25 protein-coding genes are annotated in these 24,097 nt (G+C 68.7%); 19 read left to right on the top strand and 6 right to left on the bottom strand.

Annotated elements, in window-relative coordinates; genetic code table 11:
• The first annotated feature begins 91 nt into the window (after positions 1 to 91).
• The 8 genes from rpmH (at position 92) to SOM35_RS02595 (ending at position 5,161) form a co-directional block, all read left to right on the top strand.
• Positions 92 to 229 (top strand): 50S ribosomal protein L34, encoded by a 138-nt coding sequence (rpmH, locus tag SOM35_RS02630; protein WP_043595303.1) that lies wholly within the window; start codon positions 92 to 94, stop codon positions 227 to 229.
• Positions 230 to 247: 18 nt separating this feature from the next.
• A complete protein-coding gene (gene rnpA, locus SOM35_RS02625; RefSeq protein ID WP_320514277.1) occupies positions 248 to 598 on the top strand; it encodes a ribonuclease P protein component in 351 nt (116 codons plus the stop codon).
• Entirely contained in the window at positions 595 to 960 is a 366-nt protein-coding gene (yidD, locus tag SOM35_RS02620) for a membrane protein insertion efficiency factor YidD (RefSeq protein ID WP_253465848.1), read from the top strand. Before rnpA ends, yidD begins: the two co-directional genes overlap by 4 nt.
• Before the next feature lie 8 nt (positions 961 to 968).
• Positions 969 to 1,943, top strand: coding sequence for a membrane protein insertase YidC (gene yidC / locus SOM35_RS02615; protein WP_320514276.1), 975 nt, complete (start codon positions 969 to 971; stop codon positions 1,941 to 1,943).
• Positions 1,940 to 2,497, top strand: a complete 558-nt coding sequence (locus tag SOM35_RS02610) for a Jag family protein (protein WP_320514275.1) — start codon at positions 1,940 to 1,942, stop codon at positions 2,495 to 2,497. Before yidC ends, SOM35_RS02610 begins: the two co-directional genes overlap by 4 nt.
• Positions 2,494 to 3,156 (top strand): 16S rRNA (guanine(527)-N(7))-methyltransferase RsmG, encoded by a 663-nt coding sequence (gene rsmG, locus SOM35_RS02605; protein WP_320514274.1) that lies wholly within the window; start codon positions 2,494 to 2,496, stop codon positions 3,154 to 3,156. The genes SOM35_RS02610 and rsmG overlap by 4 nt, the downstream gene beginning before the upstream one ends.
• 95 nt (positions 3,157 to 3,251) lie before the next feature.
• A complete protein-coding gene (locus SOM35_RS02600; protein WP_166780580.1) occupies positions 3,252 to 4,184 on the top strand; it encodes a ParA family protein in 933 nt (310 codons plus the stop codon).
• Entirely contained in the window at positions 4,184 to 5,161 is a 978-nt protein-coding gene (locus SOM35_RS02595) for a ParB/RepB/Spo0J family partition protein (RefSeq protein ID WP_320514273.1), read from the top strand. Before SOM35_RS02600 ends, SOM35_RS02595 begins: the two co-directional genes overlap by 1 nt.
• A 1,606-nt stretch (positions 5,162 to 6,767) precedes the next feature.
• On the opposite strand, the gene SOM35_RS02590 is transcribed toward SOM35_RS02595, so the two are convergent.
• The 6 genes from SOM35_RS02590 to SOM35_RS02565 form a co-directional block, all read right to left on the bottom strand.
• On the bottom strand, positions 6,768 to 7,277 hold the full coding sequence (locus SOM35_RS02590) for an RES family NAD+ phosphorylase (protein WP_320514272.1): 510 nt from the start codon (positions 7,275 to 7,277) through the stop codon (positions 6,768 to 6,770).
• Positions 7,278 to 7,414: 137 nt separating this feature from the next.
• Positions 7,415 to 8,377 carry a D-alanine--D-alanine ligase family protein gene (locus tag SOM35_RS02585; RefSeq protein WP_221849353.1) on the bottom strand — a complete coding sequence of 321 codons (963 nt, stop codon included), beginning with the start codon at positions 8,375 to 8,377 and terminating at the stop codon, positions 7,415 to 7,417.
• 45 nt (positions 8,378 to 8,422) lie between these two features.
• On the bottom strand, positions 8,423 to 9,724 hold the full coding sequence (locus SOM35_RS02580) for an aminotransferase-like domain-containing protein (RefSeq protein WP_111075306.1): 1,302 nt from the start codon (positions 9,722 to 9,724) through the stop codon (positions 8,423 to 8,425).
• 220 nt (positions 9,725 to 9,944) lie between these two features.
• Entirely contained in the window at positions 9,945 to 10,271 is a 327-nt protein-coding gene (gene trxA, locus SOM35_RS02575) for a thioredoxin (protein WP_110902894.1), read from the bottom strand.
• Between the two features lie 83 nt (positions 10,272 to 10,354).
• On the bottom strand, positions 10,355 to 11,350 hold the full coding sequence (gene trxB, locus SOM35_RS02570; protein ID WP_320514271.1) for a thioredoxin-disulfide reductase: 996 nt from the start codon (positions 11,348 to 11,350) through the stop codon (positions 10,355 to 10,357).
• Positions 11,351 to 11,429: 79 nt separating this feature from the next.
• The gene (locus tag SOM35_RS02565; RefSeq protein WP_320514270.1) at positions 11,430 to 15,653 is read right to left on the bottom strand and encodes a DUF6049 family protein; all 4,224 of its coding nucleotides are present in this window, start codon (positions 15,651 to 15,653) and stop codon (positions 11,430 to 11,432) included.
• A gap of 110 nt (positions 15,654 to 15,763) precedes the next feature.
• Here SOM35_RS02565 and SOM35_RS02560 point away from each other — a divergent pair, with 110 nt between their 5' ends.
• From SOM35_RS02560 to SOM35_RS02510, 11 genes are all read left to right on the top strand, one after another.
• A complete protein-coding gene (locus SOM35_RS02560; RefSeq protein WP_320514269.1) occupies positions 15,764 to 17,197 on the top strand; it encodes a CCA tRNA nucleotidyltransferase in 1,434 nt (477 codons plus the stop codon).
• Positions 17,198 to 17,342: 145 nt separating this feature from the next.
• On the top strand, positions 17,343 to 17,732 hold the full coding sequence (gene rpsF, locus SOM35_RS02555) for a 30S ribosomal protein S6 (RefSeq protein ID WP_110902892.1): 390 nt from the start codon (positions 17,343 to 17,345) through the stop codon (positions 17,730 to 17,732).
• Between the two features lie 3 nt (positions 17,733 to 17,735).
• A complete protein-coding gene (locus tag SOM35_RS02550; protein ID WP_111075302.1) occupies positions 17,736 to 18,326 on the top strand; it encodes a single-stranded DNA-binding protein in 591 nt (196 codons plus the stop codon).
• 47 nt (positions 18,327 to 18,373) lie between these two features.
• Entirely contained in the window at positions 18,374 to 18,631 is a 258-nt protein-coding gene (rpsR, locus tag SOM35_RS02545; RefSeq protein ID WP_056121021.1) for a 30S ribosomal protein S18, read from the top strand.
• Positions 18,632 to 18,645: 14 nt separating this feature from the next.
• Positions 18,646 to 19,098 (top strand): 50S ribosomal protein L9, encoded by a 453-nt coding sequence (gene rplI, locus SOM35_RS02540; RefSeq protein WP_111075301.1) that lies wholly within the window; start codon positions 18,646 to 18,648, stop codon positions 19,096 to 19,098.
• A 228-nt stretch (positions 19,099 to 19,326) separates the two neighbouring features.
• The gene (locus SOM35_RS02535; protein ID WP_111075300.1) at positions 19,327 to 19,620 is read left to right on the top strand and encodes a WXG100 family type VII secretion target; all 294 of its coding nucleotides are present in this window, start codon (positions 19,327 to 19,329) and stop codon (positions 19,618 to 19,620) included.
• A 75-nt stretch (positions 19,621 to 19,695) separates the two neighbouring features.
• Positions 19,696 to 20,007 (top strand): hypothetical protein, encoded by a 312-nt coding sequence (locus SOM35_RS02530; RefSeq protein WP_221849349.1) that lies wholly within the window; start codon positions 19,696 to 19,698, stop codon positions 20,005 to 20,007.
• A complete protein-coding gene (locus SOM35_RS02525) occupies positions 20,007 to 21,446 on the top strand; it encodes a hypothetical protein (protein WP_320514268.1) in 1,440 nt (479 codons plus the stop codon). The genes SOM35_RS02530 and SOM35_RS02525 overlap by 1 nt, the downstream gene beginning before the upstream one ends.
• Positions 21,447 to 21,763: 317 nt before the next feature.
• Positions 21,764 to 22,057 carry a WXG100 family type VII secretion target gene (locus SOM35_RS02520; RefSeq protein WP_111075297.1) on the top strand — a complete coding sequence of 98 codons (294 nt, stop codon included), beginning with the start codon at positions 21,764 to 21,766 and terminating at the stop codon, positions 22,055 to 22,057.
• Positions 22,058 to 22,134: 77 nt separating this feature from the next.
• A complete protein-coding gene (locus SOM35_RS02515) occupies positions 22,135 to 22,443 on the top strand; it encodes a hypothetical protein (protein WP_111075296.1) in 309 nt (102 codons plus the stop codon).
• Entirely contained in the window at positions 22,443 to 24,092 is a 1,650-nt protein-coding gene (locus tag SOM35_RS02510; RefSeq protein WP_320514267.1) for a hypothetical protein, read from the top strand. Before SOM35_RS02515 ends, SOM35_RS02510 begins: the two co-directional genes overlap by 1 nt.
• Positions 24,093 to 24,097 lie beyond the last annotated feature (5 nt).

Here is a 24,097-nt window from a genome sequence, read left to right as displayed (position 1 = left end):
TGTCCAGTTGACTGCGGCCGTTCGGTCGCGCCTTCCGTGTCAACCAACGCATACGTGACGGCTCGCCGCGAGCAGCCGTGTGGAGATCATCATGAGCAAGCGCACCTTCCAGCCGAACAACCGCCGCCGCGCCAAGAAGCACGGTTTCCGTGCCCGCATGCGCACCCGCGCCGGCCGCGCCATCCTCGCCGCACGCCGCGGCAAGGGGCGCACCGAGCTTTCCGCCTGATCCGCGGGGGTCCTCGTCGTGTTGGCCCGAGCCAACCGCATCGTCCGAGGCGACGACTACCGGATGGTCGTGCGTCGTGGTCGCAGAAGCGCCACGGCACACGCCGTCGTGTCGGTGGTCCGTCGCCTCGATGACGATCCTGGTCCCACCAGGTTCGGGTTCATCGTGGCGAAGACCGTCGGGAACGCGGTGACACGCAACCTCGTGCGTCGCCGTCTGAAGGCGATCGCGCACGGAGTCCTCCCGAGCGCGCCGCTCGGGTACGACGTGGTGGTGCGTGCACTGCCAGCCGCCGCGCAGGCCCCATGGCCTACCCTGCTCGAAGACATCACGCGCTCCTTCGCGCGCGGTGTGGAGAAGGCAGCATGAACCGGTTCCTCTGGGTCGTCGCGTTGCTCCCACGCAACGCGTGCGTCGTGGTGCTCCGGGCCTACCGTGCGGTGATCTCACCGCTCTACGGCAACGTCTGTCGGTACCACCCCTCGTGCTCGCGCTACGCGCTCGAGGCGATCCAGCAGTACGGCGTGGTCCGCGGATCGGCGATGGGCGCTTGGCGCATCGCTCGGTGCAACCCGTGGGCAGCCGGCGGGATCGACGACGTCAGGGAACGTCGCCGCCCCTTCACCGTCAGTCGGTTCGGGTTCGTCCTCGCGCCGATCCCGCAGCAACAGCAGACCTCGGCCGGCACGGTCCGTCCGGTGCTGCTCCCCCAGCGCACTCGAAAGGCGTGACCGTCCCCATGGACCTCATCGGTACGATCCTCTGGCCACTCAAATGGGTGGTGTCCGCGATCCTGGTCGGCTTCCACTGGGTCTTCGAGAACCTCGGGATGGACCCCTCTGCGGGTATCACGTGGGTGCTGTCGATCATCTTCCTGACCTTCGTGGTCCGGGCCGCGCTGATCCCCATCTTCGTGCGACAGATCAAGTCGCAGCGACGGATGCTGGAGGTCGCGCCCCAGCTGAAGAAGATCCAGGACAAGTACAAGGGCAAGAAGGACCAGTTCTCGCGCGAGGCCATGTCCCGCGAGACCATGGCGCTGTACAAGGAGACCGGGACGAACCCGCTGAGCTCCTGCCTGCCGCTGCTCATCCAGATGCCGATCTTCTTCTCGCTGTACTCGGTGCTGCACGAGGCGCAGATCAACAAGACGGGCATCGGCCTGCTCACCGGCGACCTCGCCAAGTCGTTCGGCAACGCATCGCTCTTCGGAGCCCCCCTGCACGAGACGTTCACGAACGCGTCCGGCTGGGAAGTCCGCATCATCGCGGGCATCATGATCGTCGTGATGACCGCCTCGCAGTTCATCACCCAGCTGCAGCTCGTCGCCAAGAACATGTCGCCGGAGACCAAGGAGTCTCCGATGTACCGCCAGCAGAAGATGATGCTGTACGTGCTTCCCCTGGTCTTCGTGATCTCGGGTCTGTCGTTCCCCCTCGGCGTCATGTTCTACTGGCTGGCCTCCAACCTCTGGACGATGGCGCAGCAGTACTTCGTCATCCGCAGCATGCCGACGCCGGGCTCCGAGGCAGCCCTCGCTCGTGAGGTCCGTCTCGCCAAGAAGGCCCAGCGCCGCGGAACCCCCGCGACGACCGGTGTCCTCACCGACGCCGGGACCGGTGCCTCCATGGCCGAGGTCGAAGCACGTGTGAACAACCAGCGCCAGCAGCCGGTCGGCAAGTCGCGCGCCAAGAAGAACGGGAAGACCAAGTGAGCGAGCAGGACACCGCTGCGGTCGTCGACACGACGGACGACGAGCAGCACCTCGCCCCCACCGACGCGACGGTCGACGTCGACGGCGATGACGTGGACGGTGACGACGAGAGCCGCGACGAAGCGGACATCGCTGCCGATTACGTCGAAGAGCTGCTCGACATCTGCGACCTCGACGGAGACATCGAGATCGAGGAGCGCGCCGGACGCGTCTACCTGACCGTCACGGACGACGGAGCCGCCCTGCGCGTGCTCGCGAAGCCGGACACGGTCACGGCCCTCCAGGAGCTGACTCGCATCGCGGTGCAGGCCGAGACCGGAGAGTTCAGCCGACTCATCCTGGACATCGGTGGATCCCGCGACGCCCGTGCGACGGAACTGCAGCGGTTGGTCGACACCGCCGTCGAACGCATCGAAGCCGGTTCGACGACGGCAGCACTGCCCCCGATGTCGTCCTACGAGCGCAAGCTCGTGCACGACCTGGTCGCCGAGAAGGGCTTCCACTCGGAGTCCGAGGGTGAGGGTCGCGACCGTCACACCGTCATCACGCGATGACGGACGCCCACGTCACGGCCGGTTCGGAGCCTCCTGTCCTGGAGGCCGAGCCGGCCGTCGCCGCGTCGCTCTTCGGTGACGAGATCGACGGAGCCCGCTCGTTCGCCAACGAGCTCGCCCGCCGCGGGGAGGAGCTCGGGCTGATCGGCCCACTCGAGCTCCCGCGGTTGTGGACCCGACACATCCTCAACTCTGCGCTCGTGGCACCGCTGCTCCACGCCGGAGCTTCTGTCGGTGACGTCGGGTCCGGAGCTGGCCTGCCGGGCCTGGTCTTGGCGATCGCGCGACCGGACGTCTCCATGACGCTGATCGAGCCGATGGAGCGTCGGACCGACTGGCTCCGTGCCGAGGCTGACCGCCTCGAGCTCGAAAACGTCACGGTCCTTCGAGCCCGCGCGGAGGACGCTGCAGACGCACTCGTGCTCGACCAGGTGACCGCGCGTGCAGTGAGTGCGCTCTCGAAACTCATACCGCTGACGGTGCCCCTCGTCCGGTCCGGTGGGCAGCTCATCCTCATGAAGGGTGCGCGCGTCGACGACGAGGTCGCAGCCGCGCGCAAGGTCATCCTCCGTAATCGTCTGGAAGACGTCGAGGTCCTCGAGCTCGGAGTCGGAGTGGTCGAGGAGACCACGCGCGTCTTCCGGGCTACAGTTGACTGACGCCACCGATCCGGTCTGATCGGGTTCCGTCGTAGCGTGTTCGCACGGCTGCACAACGGAGCGCGTCGAGGGGCGACGGCCGTGCCGACCGCCCGATGTTCCACGTGAAACACAGACCGGGGAAGAGGCACTCGTTGAGTTCGTCCACTGACTACGACGCGTCGACACCCCTCGCGCGCGAGATCGCCGACCTCAATCGACGCCGGCGCGCGATCGCGACGCAGCAGTTCCCGTTGCCGGAGAAGACCCGAGTCTTCACGGTGTCGAACCAGAAGGGTGGCGTCGGCAAGACGACCACCACCGTGAACCTCGCCGCTGCCCTGGCGCATGGTGGGGCGCGCGTGCTGGTGATCGACCTCGATCCGCAGGGCAATGCGTCCACTGCACTCGGCATCGACCACCAGGCGGAGGTCGCCAGCATCTACGACGTCATCGTCGACGAGGCCCCGATGGCGGACACCGTGCAGCGGTCCCCCGAATCCGAGACGCTCTGGTGCGTGCCGGCGACCATCCACCTGGCAGGCGCCGAGATCGAGCTGGTGTCGCTCGTGGCCCGCGAGCAGCGTCTCCGCACCGCGCTGGACGAGTACCTCGCTTCCGTCGAGGAACCGTTCCACTACGTCTTCATCGACTGCCCGCCGTCCCTCGGCCTGCTGACGATCAACGCCTTCGTCGCGGCCAAGGAAGTCCTCATCCCGATCCAGTGCGAGTACTACGCGCTCGAGGGTCTCAGCCAGCTGCTCCGGAACATCGAGCTCATCGAGCGGCACCTCAACCCGCACCTGGCTGTGTCGACGATCCTGCTGACCATGTACGACGGGCGGACGAACCTGGCGAACCAAGTCGCCAACGAGGTCCGTACCCACTTCGGCGACCAGGTGCTGCAGGCGATGATCCCGAGGTCAGTCCGGGTCAGTGAAGCGCCCAGCTACGGGCAGAGTGTGGTGTCGTACGACGTCAACTCCACCGGCTCGCTCTCCTACCTGGAGGCCGCGGCCGAGATCGCAGAACGAGGAGCAAAGGCCTGATGGCACCCAAGCGGACCGGACTCGGGCGTGGCATCGGCGCGCTGATCCCCACCACGAACGAGCAGCAGGAGCGGCCCGTCGACGTCTTCTTCCCGTCGGGTGGGACCTCGGCGTCGGAGGCGACCGGTGGCGGCACGGCAGAAGAGCTGCTGGCCGTTCCGGGTGCACGGCTTGCGAACCTCAACCCGCTCGACATCGTGCCGAACGCCCAGCAGCCGCGGAAGGAGTTCCGCGAGGAAGAGCTGCAGGAGCTCGTGCACTCCATCCGTGAGATCGGTCTGCTGCAGCCGATCGTGGTGCGACCGATCGTTGGTGCTGCCGGGACTGCGCCGCAGTACGAGCTCATCATGGGTGAGCGACGACTCCGCGCCACGAAGGAGCTCGGGCTCGCGACGATCCCGGCGATCGTGAAGGAGACTCCTGACGACGCGATGCTCCGGGACGCGCTCCTGGAGAACCTGCACCGCGCCCAGCTGAACCCGCTGGAAGAGGCGTCGGCGTATCAGCAGCTCCTCGCCGACTTCGGCATCACCCAGGAGCAGCTCGGGCAGCGGATCGGTCGGTCGCGTCCGCAGATCACGAACACCATCCGACTGCTGCGACTGCCCTCTCCCGTGCAGCGCCGCGTCGCCGCGGGTGTCCTCTCTGCAGGGCATGCTCGCGCGATCCTCGCTGCCCCGGACGCCGAGGCGATGGAGTACCTGGCGGAGAAGATCGTCAACGAGGACCTCTCCGTTCGCGCTGCCGAGGCGATCGCGCAACAGCTTTCCACGAAGACGCCAGCAAAGACTCCGGCGGCGCCGTCGAAGCGCCAGGTCCACTTCAACGACATGGCCGAACGTCTCGGCGACCGGCTGAACACGCGGGTGAAGATAGCGGTCGGTGCCCGGAAGGGTTCGGTCACGATCGACTTCGCCAACCCCGACGATCTGTCCCGGATCCTCGGAGAACTCGGCATCCAGGACGTCGCTGGCTGAGAATGGTTCGGTACGAGCGCTGTGCGCCCGTCTGAGCGCCCGAGATCGCGCAGATGGGCACAGATGCCACCCTTTAGCTCCCGGGGGCCTCAGGGGGTATCAGAAGCGGTGCCCGGGCCCCGGTCGGTTGTCCGGGCGAGGGCCCACCCGCTCTCCTCCGGTCCGAGGGCTGAGCGTCCGGCGCTGTCTTGACGGTTGGGCGTCCGAATCGCTGTGCTCGCAGGTCTTCGGCGTTCGGCGGGATGCAATCGGCGGCCCGGTTCGCCTCCTTGCCGCTCTGTCGCCGGCAGTGTCGCTGAATCGCTTCCCGGAGCAGAGGTGCTCAGACGGACAGTCGGCGATGTTCCACGTGGAACATCGACTCGATCGCGGGAGGTAGCGGTCGTATCGCAGCCGGGCGCCGCGCTCACCGTGGGGAGAGAACTGTCTTCCACTGGGCTAGGTCAGTGCTTGCCAGGCCTTGGGAGGACAGGCTTGGTGGTGACGCCATCGATTCGCTGATGGGAGGCTCTGTCGCGGCGGACGGTGCCAGGAAGCTCGCATCGTCAGGGTCCTCTGTGGCTCGACCGTCTCTGGCTTTCTCCGGGTTGCCGGGTCTGCTTGACGATGTTCCACGTGAAACCACAAGGGACCCATCACCTCCCGCGGTGCCGTCCTGAGGGAGACCGTTCGCGTGATCTTGCCTATCGGCTTCCGGCTGTCCGGTGACGATGCGGCGGCGCGCAAGTGGCGGTGATGGTTCACGCCGGGAGCCTGTGATCCTGCGCTGGTGCGCTGGTGCGCTGGTGCGCTGGTGCGGTCGGGTACGTGGGCTCGTGGTCCGGCGGCAGAGTGACCGAATGCTCAGGGGCTCGCGGGATCAATCAACAGCGTCCCACAGCGTTGTGCTCGCTGAAGGGCCGCGATCCCGGGTGCCCGCGATCCCGCGTGCCCGGGATCCCGCGTACCCGCGTGCCCTCGTTCCCGCGTGCCCGCGTTTCCGCGTTTCCGCGTTTCCGCGTTTCCGCGTACCCGCGTACCCGCGTGCCCGCCTTCCCGCATGGCCCCGTGGCCGCGTTTCCACGACCCCGCGTTCCACCGTTCCCATTTCCCGCATGTCCGCGTTTCCGCGTGGAGGTCTGCCCGGTCCGGTTGCCCGTGTACGAGAGCCCTGAGCCCTGAGTCCGGCGCCCTGAGCGCCGATTGCCCGACTACCCCTACGCACGGCAGCCCAAGTCCCCGGCCACCCGATCGTCCGGTTCCCGGTTCCCGGTTCCCCGGTTCCCCCGTCGTCCGACGCCCCACTTACCCGGTTGCCCGGTTGCCCGGTTGCCCGGTTGCCCGGTCTCTGGGTAGCCCGGTTGCCCGGTTGCCCGGTTGCCCGGTTGCCCGATTCACCGAGTCACCGAGTCACCGAGTGCCCCGCTCCCCCAGTCGATGAGCTCCCTGGCCCTCAGGCCCCGAGATGCGGAGTTCCCGAGCGGACTACTTGCTGAGTGGTTGCGGCTGCGTGTCCAGGTGCTGGAGCGGCGGCGCGACGATCAGGCGACCGGTACCGGCGCCGTGCCGCGCTGCATCGCTACCCGAACTGACGGATCTGGTGAGTGCGTGTGCAGCCCTCGCGGCATCACCGAGCTTCGACTGTGTCGGAGTCACCCAGCCGCACTGACAGCGCGTCACCGTCGTTCCACCGGAAGAGCACGAGATGCCACTGGCCCGGGTCCCGTCGGGACGGATCGATGAGACCCGCGGCGCCGACCTCGAGGGCGCGGTTCCGTACAGCCCACGAACGCGGTGACCGACCGGCAGCGACATCGTCCTGCCACGGAGCGACCGCGTCAGCGACGTCGATGCCGATCGCTCGCAGTACCTCGGTGTCGCGCAGATCGATGATCCCCTGCGCCTCGACCTCCACCCGGACGACGTCGAGCCGCTCTGCTCGCGCCCCTCGGTGCGCGATCATCGCAGCGTTGACCCCGGCGATCGACGAACTCAAGTGAGGCGTTGGCTCGTGTGCCCGCGAGTAGCGGCCGGCTGAACGTGATCCGGCGAGGGCGAGCTCGCGGAAGGCAGGGTTGACGGCTCTGAAGAACGAGCCCCGGATCGTCGTCGTGAAGGTCCATTCGGCGTCTGCCACACGCTCAGGATCCCACCGGGAGGCCCGTCCAGCGCCGGGTAGCGATCCAGCAGCGATGTTCCACGTGGAACAATCCACGGAGTCCACCAGGAGCGCACCACCCTCCGGAAGCAGAGGGACCCGACTGGCTACCGACCTCAGGCCGAGTGGTCCCGGATCGCCTGCTCCGCCAGCTCGGCGTAGGTCCACCCGAGGTCGAAGCCCGACGCGGACAGCGCCTGCGGCACGAGCGACGTCTCGGTGAGCCCCGGCAGCACGTTCGCCTCGAGGAACCACGGCGTCCCTGCACCGTCGATGATGATGTCCACGCGAGACACATGGCGCAGCCCGAGGGCACGGTGCGCCAGGATGGCAGCGGCGGAGGCAGCCTGTGACTGCTCCTCGCTCAGCCGCGCGGGGGTGAAGAAGGTCGTCTCCCCCGCGTTGTACCGCGCCTCGTACCCGTAGAACCCGTTGCGCGGCACGATCTCCACCGGCGACAGTGCCAGTGGCCCGTCCCCGGTGTCGATGATCCCCACGGCGATCTCCGTCCCGCGGATCAACTGCTCGACGACCGCGTCCTCGCAGTACGTGTAGGCCGCGACCATCGCCCGCGGCAGGTCCTCGACGTTCTCGACGAGGGTGACGCCCTGCGCGCTGCCACCCCGGGCCGGCTTCACCGCGAGCGGCACCGGGTGCTCGGAGGCGATGGCCTGCAGGACCCCGACGGCCCCGAGTTCGCGGAAGACGTCGTGCGACAGCGTGATCGAGCGCGGCGTCCGGACGCCCGCGCGGGACACGAGCGCAGAGGCTGTGGGCTTGTCCCATGCCAGGCGAGCGGATGTCGAGCGTGAGCCGACGTACGGGATGTCGAGGGCCTCCAGGATGCCGCGAAGCGCGCCGTCTTCGCCGGAGGCGCCGTGCAGGGCCGGCCAGACGACGTCCGGTCGGTCCGCCGCGAGTGCGGGCAACAGGGAGGCGTCGGCGTCGCGGAGGTCGACCTGCCACCCGTACCCGGTCAACGAGTCCGCGACTCGACGACCGGAGCGCAACGAGATGTCCCGTTCGTGGGAGATCCCCCCGGCGACGACGACGACGTGACGGCGGGCGAACTCAGCCATGGGCGGGATCCTCTACGGACGGGGTCAAACGGGGGAAAAGCCTGATCAGGGCATGTTCGGCTGCGGTGAGCTGACCGACGACGTGCTCACCGACGTGCTCGACCGGCTGGCGGACCCGAAGGTTTCGACCAGTTCAAGCTCGTCGTTCACGACCGATGCCAGCCGCTTCACGCCGACGCGGATCTGCTCCGGCGTGGGGTAGCAGAACGACAGGCGGATGTTGCCGGCGCCGCGGCCGTCGGCGAAGAAGGCGGTGCCCGGGGTGTAGGCGACGAGCTCCTTGACGGCCCGGGGCAGCATGCCCTTCGAGTCGAGCGACTCCGGAAGGGTCAGCCAGATGAAGAACCCACCGTTCGGGACCGTCCAGCTGAGGTCGGGCAGGAACTCCCCCAGTGCCGAGAGCATGGCGTCCCGGCGCTCGGCGTAGATGCCGCGGAAGGTGTCGACCTGACCCTTCCAGTCCGCGGCGTCGAGGTACGCGTTCACCACGTACTGCCCGAATGAGTTCGGGGCGAGGACGGCGGATTCGTTGGCGAGCACGAGCTTCTCGCGGATGGCGTGCGGCGCGAGGGCCCACCCGACGCGGAACCCGGGCGCGAGGGTCTTCGAGAACGAGCCGAGGTAGACCACGCCTTCGTCGTCGATCGAGCGGATCGCCTGCGGCGCCGGCTCGTCGAACCAGAGCAGTCCGTAGGGGTTGTCCTCGAGCACCAGGATGTTGTTCGAGCGGCAGATGTCGAGCACCTCGATGCGGCGCTCCCGGCTCATCGTGACGCCGGCGGGGTTGTGGAAGTTCGGGATCGTGTAGAGGAACTTCATCCGCTTGCCAGCGGCCCGAAGACGGGCGATCGTCTCGCGCAGGGCCTCCGGGACCAGACCGAGCTCGTCGGTCGCCACGTGGACCGTCTCGGCCTGGTACGAGCGGAACACACCGATGGCGCCGACGTACGACGGGGACTCGGCCAGGACGACGTCGCCCGGGTCGATGAACAGGCGTGTGACGAGGTCCAGGGCGTGCTGCGACCCGGTGGTCACCACGACGTCCTCGGCGCTGGCGCGGATGCCCTCGAGGGACATCACGTTGACGATGTGCTCGCGGAGGGACCGCAGGCCTTGTCCGCCGCCGTACTGCAGCGCCATCGCGGCGTCCTCGGCCATCACTCGGTCGAGTGAGCCGGTCACGAGCTCACGCGGCAGCGCGGAGACGAAGGGCATGCCGCCGGCGAGCGAGACCACCTCGGGCCTCGACGCGACGGCGAACAGAGCTCGGACCTCGGAGGCGCTCAGCCCGGCGGTGCGCTGGGCGTAGGAGTCGTACCAGGGGTCGAGACTGTTGCCGTTCGTCATCGAGTTTCCTCCACTCGGTCGTTCTCGCCACAGTACGACATGCAGCCGGGCATCCGTCGTTCCGCGTCACAGGCCGATCGGCGATCCGTGGCCTGTTGCCGGCCGGGAGGCCCATCCAGCGTCAGCAGGGCGGCGGACGGTGGGCGGGCCTCCAGACAGACGGACGCCCCGCCCTCCGATGGAATGGAGGGCGGGGCGTCCGCGTCTGTGTGGCGGATCCCTACGCGAGGAAGTCCGCGAGGTCGGCCTCGAGGGCCGGCTTCGGCTTGGCGCCGATGACGGTCTTGACGACCTCGCCGCCCTTGAACACCTTCATCGCCGGGATCGACGTGATCTGGTAGTTCATGGCCGACTGGGGGTTGTCGTCGACGTTGAGCTTGACGATCTCGATCTTGTCGGCGTGCTCCGCGGCGATCTGGTCGAGGATCGGCGAGACGGCGCGACACGGGCCGCACCACTCAGCCCAGAAGTCGACGAGGATCGTCTTGTCGGACTTGAGGACTTCGGCCTCGAACGTGGCGTCGGTCACTGCCTTTGCGCTGGACATGTTTGCTCCTTCGACGGGAAGTCGGTTCGGTGTGGTGAACGGGGACGCAGCGATGCGCATTCCCGTGGTGTGCAGGGCCGGGGTCAGACCCGGGCGGTGACGTCGATGATCGCCTCGGCCGGGGTGACACCCTCGGCCTGGTCGGTCAGGTCGTGGTCGAGGTCGGCCAGGTACTTCTCGGCGTCGAGCGCTGCGACCGCACCGGAGCCGGCGGCGGTGATCGCCTGGCGGTACGTCGGGTCGAGCACGTCGCCGGCGATGAAGACACCCGGGACGCCGACGGCGCGGGAGGTGCGACCCTCGACCGCGAGCGTGCCTTCGGGAGCGATCTCGAGCTGGCCGTGGACCAGGTGCGTGCGCGGGTCGTTGCCGATCGCGATGAACAGGCCGTCGAGGGCGAGGGAGGACTCTTCGCCGGTGACGGTGTCCTTGAGCGTGACGCCATCGACCGCGGAGTCACCCGTGATGCCGGTGACCTCCTTGTTCCAGGCGAACTCGATCTTCGGGTCGTTCATCGCGCGGTCCTGCATGATCTTCGACGCACGCAGCGAGTCCTTGCGGTGGATGACCGTCACCTTGTCGGCGAAGCGGGTGAGGAACGTGGCCTCTTCCATCGCGGAGTCGCCACCGCCGACGACGGCGATGTTCTTCTGGCGGAAGAAGAAGCCGTCGCACGTGGCGCACCAGGAGACGCCGTGACCGGACAGGCGCTCTTCGTCCGGGAGGCCCAGGTGGCGGTACGCCGAACCGGTGGCGTAGATGACCGTGAGGGCCTCGTACGTCTTGCCGGAGCCGACCGTGACCTTCTTGACCTGACCGGTGAGGTCGACCGAGACGGCGTCGTCGTAGAGGACCTCGGCACCGAACTTCTCGGCCTGTTCCTGCATCTTGATCATGAGGTCGGGGCCCTGGACGCCCTCGGGGAAGCCCGGGAAGTTCTCGACCTCGGTGGTCTTGGTGAGTTCACCGCCGGTCTCGACACTCGAGGCGACGATGAGCGGCTTCAGCTCAGCGCGCGCGGCGTAGATGCCGGCCGTGAACCCGGCAGGACCGGAACCGATGATGATGAGCTCGCGCATGCGTGTTTGCCCTTCCGTTGCTTGCTGACCGGGTCAACCAATGGTACCGGCGCGCCATTCCCGCGGCCTGGCTGTGCGGTCAGCGTCCGAGGCGTGCGCGGACGAGGTCCACGGCACTGCGGATCTCGGCGTTCCGCAGGATCACCAGACCGCCGAAGTAGACCGCGACCATGACGACCCCGCCGAGCACGACGGTGATCGCCGCACCGGTGAAGTCCGCCATCGCGAAGCCGTCTTCGCTGAAGGCACCGAAGAAGTTCACGACGACCAGGCCGACGGCACCGGCGACGACCGCCGCGACGACGAACTGCAGGTGCGAGCGCGTGACGATCGGTCCTTCGATGCCGTCGAGACGACGACGGACGATGACGAGTGCCACGACGGTCTGGGCGGACCCGGCGACGGTGGTGCAGGCGGCGACGGCGAGGCCGATGACGTCGCCGGGCAGGGTCGTGACCGCGAGGGCCCCGATGACGAACAGCCCGGACTGCACGAGCTGCATGAGGAACGGCGTCCGGTGGTCGTGCATCGCCCAGAACACCCGCTGGATGATGAAGAGCATGCTGAACAGCACGAGGCCCGGCATGTAGGCGAGCAGGACCGCGCCGATCGACAGCGCCCCGTCGAAGGTGTTCGAGAACATCCGACCGAACGGCACCGCGACGACCATCAGCGCCACCGACGAGAACACGGTGAACAAGCCGACGATCCGGAGCGACAGCGACAGGTTCCGTCGGACGGCCGCCAGGTCCCCGCGTTCGGCGTCGTGGCTCATGCGCGTGAAGTACGCGGTGGCGATCGACACGGCGATGATCGAGTGCGGCAGCATGAACAGCAGCCAGGCGTTCTGCAGCACGGCGTTGCCGGCGTTGCCGGAGCCGAGCGAGGCGACGCGGGACTGCACGATGCCGGCGAGCTGCGTGACGAGGATCATCGCGAACAGCCAGCCCGCGGCGGTGCCGGTGGCCTTCAGGCCGACGCCACGCCACCGGAAGTCGGGGCGGAAGGTCAGGCCGGCACGCTTCCAGAAGAACGGCAGGAAGGCGGCCTGTGCGAGCACCCCGAGCGATGCGCTGCCGGCGAGCACCGCGATCTTCAGCGGTGTCCAGTCGTCCGTGCCGGAGTTCACGGCACGGTTGCCGAACAGCGCGATGAAGACGACGAGGCCCGAGACCGCGATGACGTTGTTGATGAGCGGTGCCCAGGTGAACGGACCGAAGACCTGCTTGGCGTTCAGGACCTCACCGAGCAGTGAGTAGATCGCGTAGAAGAGGATCTGCGGCAGGCACCAGAACGCGAACGCCACGGCCAGGTCGGTGGTGGCGGGCGAGAAGCCCTTGCCGTCGTGTGCCTGCGAGGAGTACAGCCGCACCAGGAACGGTGCGAGCAGGGTCGCGATGATCGTGATGACGATGAAGGCCGAGCCGCCGAGCGTGACGATCTTGTTGACGTAGGCACGGCCGCCGTCGCTGTTCTGGGACATCGAGCGCACGATCTGCGGGATGAGCACGGCGGACAGCAGGCCACCGGCGATGAGCGCGTAGATGTTGTTCGGCAGCTGGTTCGAGACCGCGAACGCGTCGGCCGACGGCGAGTTCGTCTGGCCGATCGCGTAGGCGAGCACGAACGTCTTCGCGAACCCGAGCAGGCGCGAGATCATCGTCCCCGCCGCGAGCATGGCGCTGGCCCGGCCGAGGCCACGCCCCTCGCCCTGCTCGGCGTCGACCTCGGCGCTGGGCTGGGTGGTGCTGATGGTCGGCTCCTCGGGGCGGTGGTCGGACGGGAGGCTCGACTCGACCCCGGCACGCGCGATCGCGTCCTCGAGACGGTCGCCGTCCCCACCGACGGTGTCGGTGCCGGAGCTGGCCGCGGCGATCGCGGAGGCGGCGCCGGGGACGGTGGTCGGGCCTCCAGGCTGTGAGACGTCGGCGGCCCGGGAGCGGTCAGTAGCCCGGGAGGCGTCGGCCGACGGTGCGGCGTCGGTGTCCACCGGACGCTCGCCCGGCCCGGCGGGCTGGACCTCGAGGGGACGGTTGGGGTCGTCGTCCTCCTCCGGCTCCGGTTCGCCGTTGCGGCGACGCAGACGGCGGCGGACGTTGCGGAGGATCCCGAGGCCGAAGACCACGACGACGGCGATCGCGGCGAGGGCCGTGATGACGGTCTCCCACTGCGCCTGCACGTTGATCTCGACCGTGGCGGGGGTGGCGATGCGGGCACCGCTCGCGCTCGTCAGCGCCATCGACAGGGCGACCTTGCCGTTCGCGACCGACTGCACCGGGAACGTGGTGCGGGTCGAGGAGCGGGGTTGGATCGTGACCTCGACCGCGTTCCGTTCGATGCGCAGGAACGAGTTCGACGGCGTGACGGTCAGGAACACCGTGACCGGCCAGTCGGACCGGTTCCGGACCGAGATCGGCAGCGAGGACCGGTCGCCGAGCAGGGTGATGTCACTCGAGTTCACGATGCCGACGCTGGCGATGGTCTTCTGGTCGTCCGCGGTGATGCGGTCCACGACGGTCGTGAGGCCGTCGGTGTCCGCACGCCAGGCGTTCGACGCCGCGGCGAGGGTGCGCAGTCGGGCCGGGGCGGTGACCTCGACCGGGTCGGCGACGGCGCTGGCGAAGCCGACGAGGGCCTGCTCGGAGCGGACCAGGCGGCGGAGGACCGTGAGCCGGTCGGAGCCGTCGTCCTTGCTCTGCAGGGTCAGCGACCCGGGCTTGGCGTCGACGACGGTGGAGAAGTCCGTCGGCGAGATCCAGGCGGTGTCCTCGAGGGCGTCCAGCGCCTGGTCCAGACGCGCGGAGTCGGTCGGCCAGGACCGGTCGAGGGTCAGCAGGACCGGGCCGGTGGCGCTGCCCTGGACGGCGACGGTGGCGAGGGTCGCGCGGAGGGTGGCCATCGCGCGGTCGGTGGCACGGGCGGACTTCGCGTCGGCGGCCTGGCGCAGCAGGTCGGACATCCCCTGGTCGGCGACGAGGGCCTTGGTGGAGGAGACCTGCTCGGCCGCGGCGACCGTGGTGTCCTGGCCGGCCGAGGTGTTGCCGCTGGACAGGATCGTCGAGGTGTAGCCGGCGGTGCGGAGGGCGGGGAGGTCGTCGGAGGAGACGGTGCCCTCGACCGGCCAGGCGACGGTGTCGACGGTCCAGGGGAAGGACACCAGCGAGGCCGAGGTGGGGATCGTGGCGGGGTCGGTCTCGTCGGTGTTCCCGGTGCCGTTGCCGGTGCCGTCGGCGGCGTCCGTGGTGGCGGTGTCGGTCGGCTCGGTCGCGGTGTCGCCCGGGGTCTGGGTGGTCGAGCCGGCGCCGTCCGTGGGGTCCGTCGCCGGGTCCGTCGCCTGGTCGGTCGGCTCCGGCGTGGTGGTCGGGCTCGGGGTGGCCCCGGGGAACCGGTCGGCGTCGACGGCGGCGGCGATGGCCTGGTCGAAGGAGATCGGCGCCGCGATGCCCGACAGTCCGGCCTGGCGCAGCCCCGTCACGTCGGCGTCGGCGTAGGACAGCGGGAACTTCTCGTTCCGGAGGCCCTCCAGCCGCTCGAGCCACGCGGTCGCCGAGCTCGGGGCGTCGTCGCCGAGGATCCGGATGGACGCGATGATGCGTGGGTCGACGGCGAGGGCGACGCTGTGACCCTCGGCCGCGTCGAGCTGCTGGGTGAGGGTGCCGTCGACGGCGGTGTCGGCAGCCAGGGTGTTGGCGCTGAGCAGGCCGTCGTCGGTCGCCGGCACCGTGACCGGCATCGCCACCGCGACGTCGACCGGCGCGGGGTCGGGTCCGGGGTTCCACGTGAAGGCGGAGCGTCCGACGGCGAGGGTCGAGCCGGCGGAGTACGAGGCCGCGATGCGTCGGGCACCGAAGGGGTTCAGCGTGCCGAGACGGACGTCGGCGAACGGCACCGAGATCGAGTCGACCGTGACGGATCGGTGCGCCGGGACCTCCGGGATCGTCACCCGGTCCATCGGATCGCCGGGCCAACCGTCCGGGGAGGTGTCGTTGATCCAGTCGGTGAGGATGTCGCGTGTGCCCACGACCGGCCGGATGATGTCCAGGTCCGCGCGGCCCGCGGGCAGTGCCGAGTCGGTGTCGTTCGTCACCGTGACGGACAGCGAGAGGTCGTCACCGAGGTTCATCACCCCGCTTCCGGACGGCGTCACCTGGACCGACGCGGTGCCGGCCTGGGCCGCGGCCGGCGTCGCGGGCTTCGAGGTGGTGGCGGCGTCGGCGACGTCCACCGCGGCGGGCGCGATGACCAGACCGGTGGCGACCAGGGCGGACGCGGCGGCGGTGAGCACGGTACGGAGAATCTGCATGTGGGAGGGCCCTGGTCGGGGCGGGCCACGACGAGTGTATGAGCCACGACCATGACAGCAGGCGAGCGCGCAGGTGCTCGGGCCCACTATCTGGGATGATCGTGGGCGTCATGCAGTCCGTAGCCCAGGCCGTCGAGCGACTCGACGCACTCGCCGCCACCGACACCGTCGACGTCCTCGCACGGGCGTTCGCCGCTGCCGGTCACGAGCTCGCCCTCGTCGGCGGGCCCGTCCGCGACGCCTTCCTCGGCCGTCCGGTGACCGACCTCGACTTCACGACGGACGCCCGACCGGACGCCGTCCTGGCGATCGTCGAGCCCCTCGCCAGCAACACCTGGGACGTCGGGCGCCAGTTCGGCACCATCGCCGCCATGGTCCGCGGCGAGCAGGTCGAGATCACCACGTACCGCAGTGACGTCTACGACGGCGAGACCCGCAAGCCCGAGGTCACGTTCGGCGACACCATCGAGGCCGACCTGCTCCGCCGCGACTTCACCGTCAACGCGATGGCGCTCCGACTCCCCCAGCGCGAACTCGTCGACGTGCACGGCGGTGTCGAGGACCTGCTCGCGCAGCGCCTGGCGACCCCGCAGGCGGCCCGGGTGTCCTTCCGCGACGACCCGCTCCGGATGATGCGCGCCGCCCGGTTCACGGCCCAGCTCGGCTTCACCGTGTCCGACGACGTCCGTGACGCGATGACGGACCTCGCCGACTCGATCGAGAACATCTCCGCCGAGCGCGTGCGGGACGAGCTCGTGAAGCTGCTGAACACGAACGACCCGGTCGAGGGCATCCGGCTGCTGGTCGACTCCGGCATCGCCGAGCTGGTCCTGCCCGAGCTCCCCGCGATGAAGCTCGAGATCGACGAGCACCACCACCACAAGGACGTGTACGAGCACTCGCTCACCGTCCTGACGCAGGCGATCGGGTACGAGGCCGAGCGGCACCCCGGCGAGGCCCCCGACACCGTCCTGCGCCTGGCCGCACTGCTGCACGACATCGGCAAACCGGCGACCCGGAAGCTCGAGCCGGGCGGGGCCGTCAGCTTCCACCACCACGACCTGGTCGGCTCGAAGCTCGCGAAGAAGCGGCTGCGGGCCCTGCGCTTCGACAACGACACGATCGCCTCGGTCTCGCGACTGATCGAGCTGCACCTGCGGTTCTTCGGCTACACCGAGGGCGCCTGGACCGACGCCGCTGTCCGCCGCTACGTCCGTGACGCCGGCGACCAGCTCGAGCGGCTGCACGAGCTCACCCGCTCGGACGTCACCACCCGGAACCGTCGGAAGGCGGACCGGCTCGGGTTCGCGTACGACGACCTGGAGGCCCGGATCGCCGTCCTCGCAGAGCAGGAAGAACTCGACTCCATGCGTCCCGACCTCTCCGGGGACGACATCATGCGGATCCTCGACATCCCGCCGGGGCGCGCCGTCGGCGACGCGTACCGCTTCCTCCTCGAGGCGCGGATGGACGAGGGCCCGCTCGGGCCCGAGGACGCCGAAGCGCGCCTCCGCGCCTGGTGGGCGTCCCGCGAAGTGGGCTGATCCGCTCGACGGTGGCGCGCCTCCAGGCCGTCCGCTACGATGGGCAGGTTGTCTCGCGCGCCTTCTGCGTGCCGGGGCACATGCATCAACCCTCCTGTCCCGGGAACTGCCCGGGGCCGCTGAGACCAGAGGAGGTGGGTTCCGCATGCACCAGTACGAACTGATGGCGATCCTCGACCCCGAGATCGATGAGCGCACCGTCGCTCCCAGCCTGGACAAGTTCCTCGCGGTCATCCGCAACGACGGTGGCACCGTCGACAACGTGGACGTCTGGGGCCGTCGCCGGCTCGCTTACGAGATCGCGAAGAAGAACGAGGGCATCTACGCCGTCGTGAACTTCACGTCGTCCGCCGACTCCGCCAAGGAGCTGGACCGCCAGCTCGGTCTCTCCGAGGCCGTCCTGCGCACCAAGGTCCTCCGCGCCGAAGAGGGCATGGCCCAGGTCGCCGCGCAGAAGCAGCGCGACGAAGCCCGTGCCGCCCGCAAGGCCGCCAACGCGTCGGCCTCGGCCGCCACGACCGCGAGCGCCGAGTAGCCCGTGGCCGGCGAAACCGTCATCACGGTGGTGGGCAACCTCACCGCGGACCCGGAGCTGCGGTACACGCAGAACGGGCTCGCCGTGGCGAACTTCACCATCGCGTCGACTCCTCGCACGTTCGACCGTCAGGCGAACGAGTGGAAGGACGGCGACGCGCTGTTCCTCCGTGCGAGTGTGTGGCGCGAGTTCGCCGAGCACGTGGCGGGGTCGCTGACGAAGGGCTCGCGCGTCATCGCGCAGGGTCGTCTCCGTCAGCGTTCCTACCAGGACCGTGAGGGTCAGCAGCGGACGAGCATCGAGCTCGAGGTCGACGAGATCGGCCCCTCGCTGCGTTACGCGACCGCCCAGATCACCCGTGCACCGGGTGGCAGTGGTGGTGGCGCCGGTGGTGGCCGTGGCCAGGTCGGTGGGGGCAACTCCTCCGGCGGTGGCAACGGCGGCTACAACGGTGGCGCGTCCGGTGGCAACGGTGGCGGTCAGTCCGACGCCCCGTGGTCGCCACAGGGTGGTCAGCAGGGTGGCGGGAACGCACAGTCGAACGACGTGTGGTCCACCCCCGGCGGCACCTACGACGACGAGACCCCGTTCTGATCCTCAGCGGTCTGACGACACAACTTCTTCTTCTCTAAGGACACACAATGGCTGGAAAGAGCACCGGCGACCGCCGGAAGCCTCGCGGTAAGGGCGGCAAGAACGCCGCTCCCGCGAAGGCGATCAAGGTCGGCGTCATCGACTACAAGGACGTTGCGACCCTTCGCAAGTTCATCTCGGAGCGTGGCAAGATCCGCGCCCGTCGCATCACCGGCGTCTCCGTCCAGGAGCAGCGCCTCATCGCCCGTGCCGTGAAGAACGCCCGTGAGATGGCGCTCCTCCCCTACGCCGGCTCCGGCCGCTGATCGGAGGTCGACGAATGTCGAAGCTCATCCTCACCCACGAGGTCTCTGGCCTCGGTTCCGCCGGTGACGTCGTCGACGTCAAGAACGGCTACGCCCGCAACTACCTGATCCCGCAGGGCTTCGCCGTGTCGTGGTCGAAGGGCGGCGAGAAGCAGATCGAGTCGATCCGTGCAGCTCGCGCCGCACGCGAGCTCGCCACCATCGAAGAGGCCCAGGACCTCAAGATGAAGCTCGAGAACGCCACCATCCAGCTGTCGGTCAAGGCCGGCAAGGACGGTCGTCTCTTCGGCTCCGTCCGCCCGGGTGACGTCGCTGACGCCGTCCAGGCGCAGGGCGTCGGCTCGCTCGACAAGCGCAAGGTCGAGGTCCCCGCGACCATCAAGACCGTCGGTGACCACGAGGCCACCGTGCGTCTGCGCGAGGACATCGTCGCGACCATCTCGCTGAAGGTCGTCGCCGCGAAGTAGTCCGGTCGCTGCTCCGGCAGCACCAGCACCGCCGGAAGGGCGGGTCTCCCCCAGTGGGAGGCCCGCCCTTCTGCGTTCCCCGGCGCGTGGTGCGTGTCACGGAACGCATTCCTGACGAACGCTCGGTGAACAGGAGTTGAAGCCCCTCGTCCGGGGGTCGACCGCTCGGTACGTTCGTCGAGGCCTCCAGTACCGGGGGTGAACGAAAATCGAGATCAGGAGCACGACATGCCCAACTTGAACGTCACCTACGGCGAGATGCAGGATGCCGCGACCCGTCTGGTCAACGGCGAGCAGGACATCACCTCGAAGCTCCGCGAGCTGAAGTCGCTGGTCGACTCGCTCATCTCCGGCGGCTACGTGACCGACCAGTCCTCCGTCGCGTTCGGCAACTCGTACCAGGAGTTCAACGACGGTGCCACGAAGACCATCGAGGGTCTCGAAGGCATGTCGATGTACCTGAACAAGGCCGCCGAGGCCCTGCAGCAGACCGACACCGAGCTCGCCAACGCCATCAAGTAGCGCGGGACACCGGGCGGCCCGACGACGGGCCGCCCGGTCCACCTCCACCGGCACGGGCATCGATCGGGAGCACCCATGGCAGACCTCATCATCACCAGAGCCGTCCTCGAGGACTCAACCACCAAGTTGCAGCACATCTCGGACGAGCTCGAGCACCAGAAGTCGGACGACCGCGCCCTGACCGAGGTGTACGGCCAGCACGACGTGCAGAAGGCGATGCACGACTTCTCCGGCGACTGGAAGATCCACCGGAACAAGATGAAGGGCGCCGTCAAGGACCTGCACGAGAAGATGCAGAAGGCGACCGAGAACTTCACCGACCTCGAGCACGACCTGACCGAGAAGCTGACGACCGAGTCGCAGCCGACCGACGGCGGGGCCGCCTGATGCCCGCCCGTGGTGGCAACTGGGCCCTCGTCGGCGAGGCGTCGGACCCGATGGTGGCCGACGTCTCCGTCGTGCAGGAGCTCGTGACCTACTACTCGACCATGGCGCAGGAGATCACCTCCGAGGCCGCGGTCCTCAAGAGCATCGGCGACGGCGAAGACAGCCAGTTCAAGGGCGCGACGGCCGACGCGGTCCGCAAGAAGAGCGGCGAGGTGGCCGGGTCCCTCACGAAGCTCTCCGGACGCTACGACGCGATCCGGGATGCGCTGAAGGGGTATCTGCCGGAACTCGAGCGGGGGCTCGCCGAGTCCGCTGCCGCGCTGCAGGACGCCGAGAACGCCCAGGCGTCCGGCAGCCGGGCGGGCTCGATGCCCGACCCGTCGCAGAACCGGGCCTCGGACGCACCGGCGATCACGAGCGACGAGCAGGGGCAGATCGACGCGAAGCACCGGGCGGTGGAGGGTGCGAAGGCCGACGCCGACGCCGCGACCGCTCGCCTGCGTCGCTCGGTCGACGCGCTGAACGGTGCCGGCAAGGCCGCTGCGACGACGATCCGCGCGGCCTGGGACGACGGGCTGCACGACACCCTCGGCGACAAGATCAAGGCGTTCTTCTCGAAGCTGCTGAAGATCCTGGTCAAGATCTTCACCTACATCGGCATCGCGCTGGCTGCCCTGGCGATCCTCATCCCGGGCGTCGGCATGATCACGTTCATGGCGGCGGTCGCGGCCTCGGTGGTCCTGGTGGCGAACATCACCCTGGCCGGCATGGGTGAGGGCTCGTGGCTGGACGTCATCACCTCAGCCGTCGGGCTCGTGCTCGTCGGTGCCGGTGGTGCGCTGACGAAGGCCGTGTCGACGATGAAGACCGCGGGCATCGCGAAGAGCTCGGTGGGGTTCCAGAAGAACGCGACCGCCTCGCTCGAGAAGCTCGGCACGGCCCGGTCGGCGGCACTCGAGCGGGCGTTCAACCCGCGGTACGGCGCGAAGGGCTTCCCCGAGCGGCTCGCGTCGCTGCGTGCGGTGCAGAAGGAGATCGCGGAGACCCAGAAGGCGCTGGGCAACGCGAAGAGCCTGACCAGCATCGGCAAGTTCCGCGAGAAGCCCAACTGGTGGCACCCGAACAAGACGCTCTGGGCCGAGGACAAGGTGAAGATCGCCGACGTGTTCAAGCGCGGCGACTGGCGTGCCGAGCGGCTGTTCAGCGTCGACCGTCACCACGAGATGGCGGCCATGCAGAAGGAGATGTGGTCGAAGTACGGCGTCGAGATCGCGACGACGCCGGCCTGGCACAAGTGGGCCTCCGGCGGCCGCGTGATCGCGAGCTGGGGCAACACGATCGTGTACGGCCAGGGCCTCAAGCCGACCGGTTTCGGCACCGACCAGCAGCGTCTCCCCGGGTACAACGAGGCGGCGAAGACCCTCACGCACGGGTTCTGAGCCGGGCACGGGTCCTCTGTTGGGAGGACCCGTGCGCTTTTCGTACCGGGGCGACACGCCGAGGGCGAGAAGATTGTTTGTCGGGTGACATGACAATTCTGCGCGACGGGCGTTGCGGACGCACCCCCGCTCCTCCAGGCCGGCCGGACCGGCATGCTGGAATGTGCACATCGGTGTGTAGCAGCCGATCGCACGGGGGTGGGGAAACGTACCCCGCCGGGTCGTACCGTCCCGGAATAACCTCTCGGCAGTCCCTCATCCGGGGGGTGCACCCGACCGAGCGACACCGGGTGCGAAGCGACTGACAGGAGCACGCAATGCCCAACTTGAACGTCACCTACGGCGAGATGCAGGATGCCGCGACCCGTCTGGTCAACGGCGAGCAGGACATCACCTCGAAGCTCCGTGAGCTGAAGTCCCTGGTGGACTCGCTCATCTCCGGCGGCTACGTCACGGACCAGTCCTCCGTCGCGTTCGGCAACTCGTACCAGGAGTTCAACGACGGTGCCACGAAGACCATCGAGGGTCTCGAGGGCATGTCCACGTACCTGAACAAGGCCGCCGAGGCCCTGCAGCAGACGGACTCCGAGCTGGCGAACGCGATCAAGTAGTCCGCTTCCGGACCGGGGCCCCGCCGTTCGGTGGGGCCCCGACCCGTTCACCTCCGGCACGACTGATCGGGAGCACCATGGCAGACCTCATCATCACCTCGGCCGTCCTCGAGGACTCGGCCACCAAGCTGCAGCACATCTCCGACGAACTCGAGCACCAGAAGTCCGACGACCGGGCGCTCAGCGACGTCTACGGCCAGCACGACGTGCAGAAGGCGATGCACGACTTCTCCGGCGACTGGAAGATCCACCGCAACAAGATGAAGGGCGCCGTCAAGGACCTGCACGAGAAGATGCAGAAGGCGACCGAGAACTTCACCGACCTCGAGCACGACCTCTCCGAGAAGCTCACCACCGAGTCCCACCCGACCGACGGTGGTGCCTGATGCCGGCCCGCGGCGGGAACTGGGCCCTGCTCGACCAGTCGTCCGACCCGGTCGTCGCCGACGTCCCCGTGGTGCAGGAACTGGTCACGTACTACAAGACCATCGCCGAGGAGATCACGTCGGAAGCCGACGTGCTCCGGCGCATCGGTGACGGCGACGACGCGCAGTTCAAGGGCGCGACGGCCGACGCCGTGCGGAAGAAGAGCAAGGAGGTCGCCGCCTCGTTGACGAAGATGTCCGGCCGCTACGACGCCATCCGCGACGCCCTGACGGCGTACCTGCCCGAACTGCAGCACGCCCTCGACGAGAGCGCCGGTGCACTGCAGGACGCCGAGGAGGCCGACGCCGCGGGGACCCGTGCCGCGTCGATGCCCGACCCGTCGAAGGACCGCGCGCAGGACGCCCCGCCGATGACGACCGAGGAGCAGGACGCCGTCAGCGCCAAGGGCCGGGCGTCGTCCGCCGCCCAGGGGGACGCCGACGCGGCGAAGGCCCGACTGCACCGGGCGCTCGACGGCATCACTGCCGCAGGCAAGGCCGCCGCCGCGACGATCCGGGCGTCGTGGCACGACGGACTGCACGACACGCTCGGCGACAAGATCAAGGCGTTCTTCTCGAAGCTGCTCAAGCTGATCGTCAAGATCTTCACCTACATCGGCATCGCCCTGGCGGCGCTGGCGATCCTGATCCCGGGCGTCGGCGTCCTGGCGATCATGGGTGCGGTCGCCGCCGGCGTGGGGCTGGTCGCCCAGCTCGGGCTCGTCGCACTGGGCGAGGGCAACGTCTTCGACCTGGTGATGGCCGTCGTCGGCGTCGCCACGCTGGGGATCGGGTCGGGCATCACGAAGGCCACGTCCGTCGCCGTGAAGAGCGGGCTCAAGGCCGGCAAGACCTCGATGACCGCCAAGCTCGGCGAGCGTCTGGCGCCCCTCAAGGAGTTCCGATCCGACGCGATCCAGCGGATCAACAGCCTGAAGACCCAGATCGGCGGCAAGACCGGAGCGGTGCAGCACGTCGACGGTGCGATGTCCGGCTTCACCCAGAACGCGCTCCGGGACGTCGGGACGAAGGGCCTCGGCGCGGCGAAGACCATCTCCGACCAGCTCCGGCGGAACCTCGAGCCCCTGGTCGAGCAGAAGGGTGCGCTGCAGGGCGGCATCAAGTCCGCCGAGACGCAGATCGCGAAGGAAGCGGGGCTCGTCCGCGGCGCCGACGACCTGATCGCCGCGAACATGAAGGACGTCGACCGGGCCATCGGGGCCTTCACGAGCAAGTTCCCGGACAACCCGAACTGGTGGAACCTGCGCCAGGTCAGCACCACCGCGAAGAACGACTGGAGCACCATCTCGAAACAGTTCGGTTCCGATCTGTTCACGAAGAGGGGCTTCGATGGGTGGGCGGAACGTCTGGCCGGCATCGACGGGCAGCTGAACCGCGCGGACATCGACAAGTGGCTGGGTGCGCGCGGCTTCGCCGGCGTCGGGTCATCGGCGCCGAAGTGGCACACCTGGGTCAACGGCGGCATGAGTGCGCAGGGCAAGGCGTGGTCGATCACCGGCCTCGTCATCAACCCCACCATGATCGGCAACGACCAGCAGCGCCCGTGGACCGAGTCCTACGGCGAGTTCAAGCACCCGATCACGACCTGAGAGCA

The organism is Curtobacterium sp. CFBP9011, assembly GCF_034045095.1.
GTDB lineage: Bacteria > Actinomycetota > Actinomycetes > Actinomycetales > Microbacteriaceae > Curtobacterium.
This window is presented reverse-complemented; position numbering and strand designations above follow the sequence as displayed.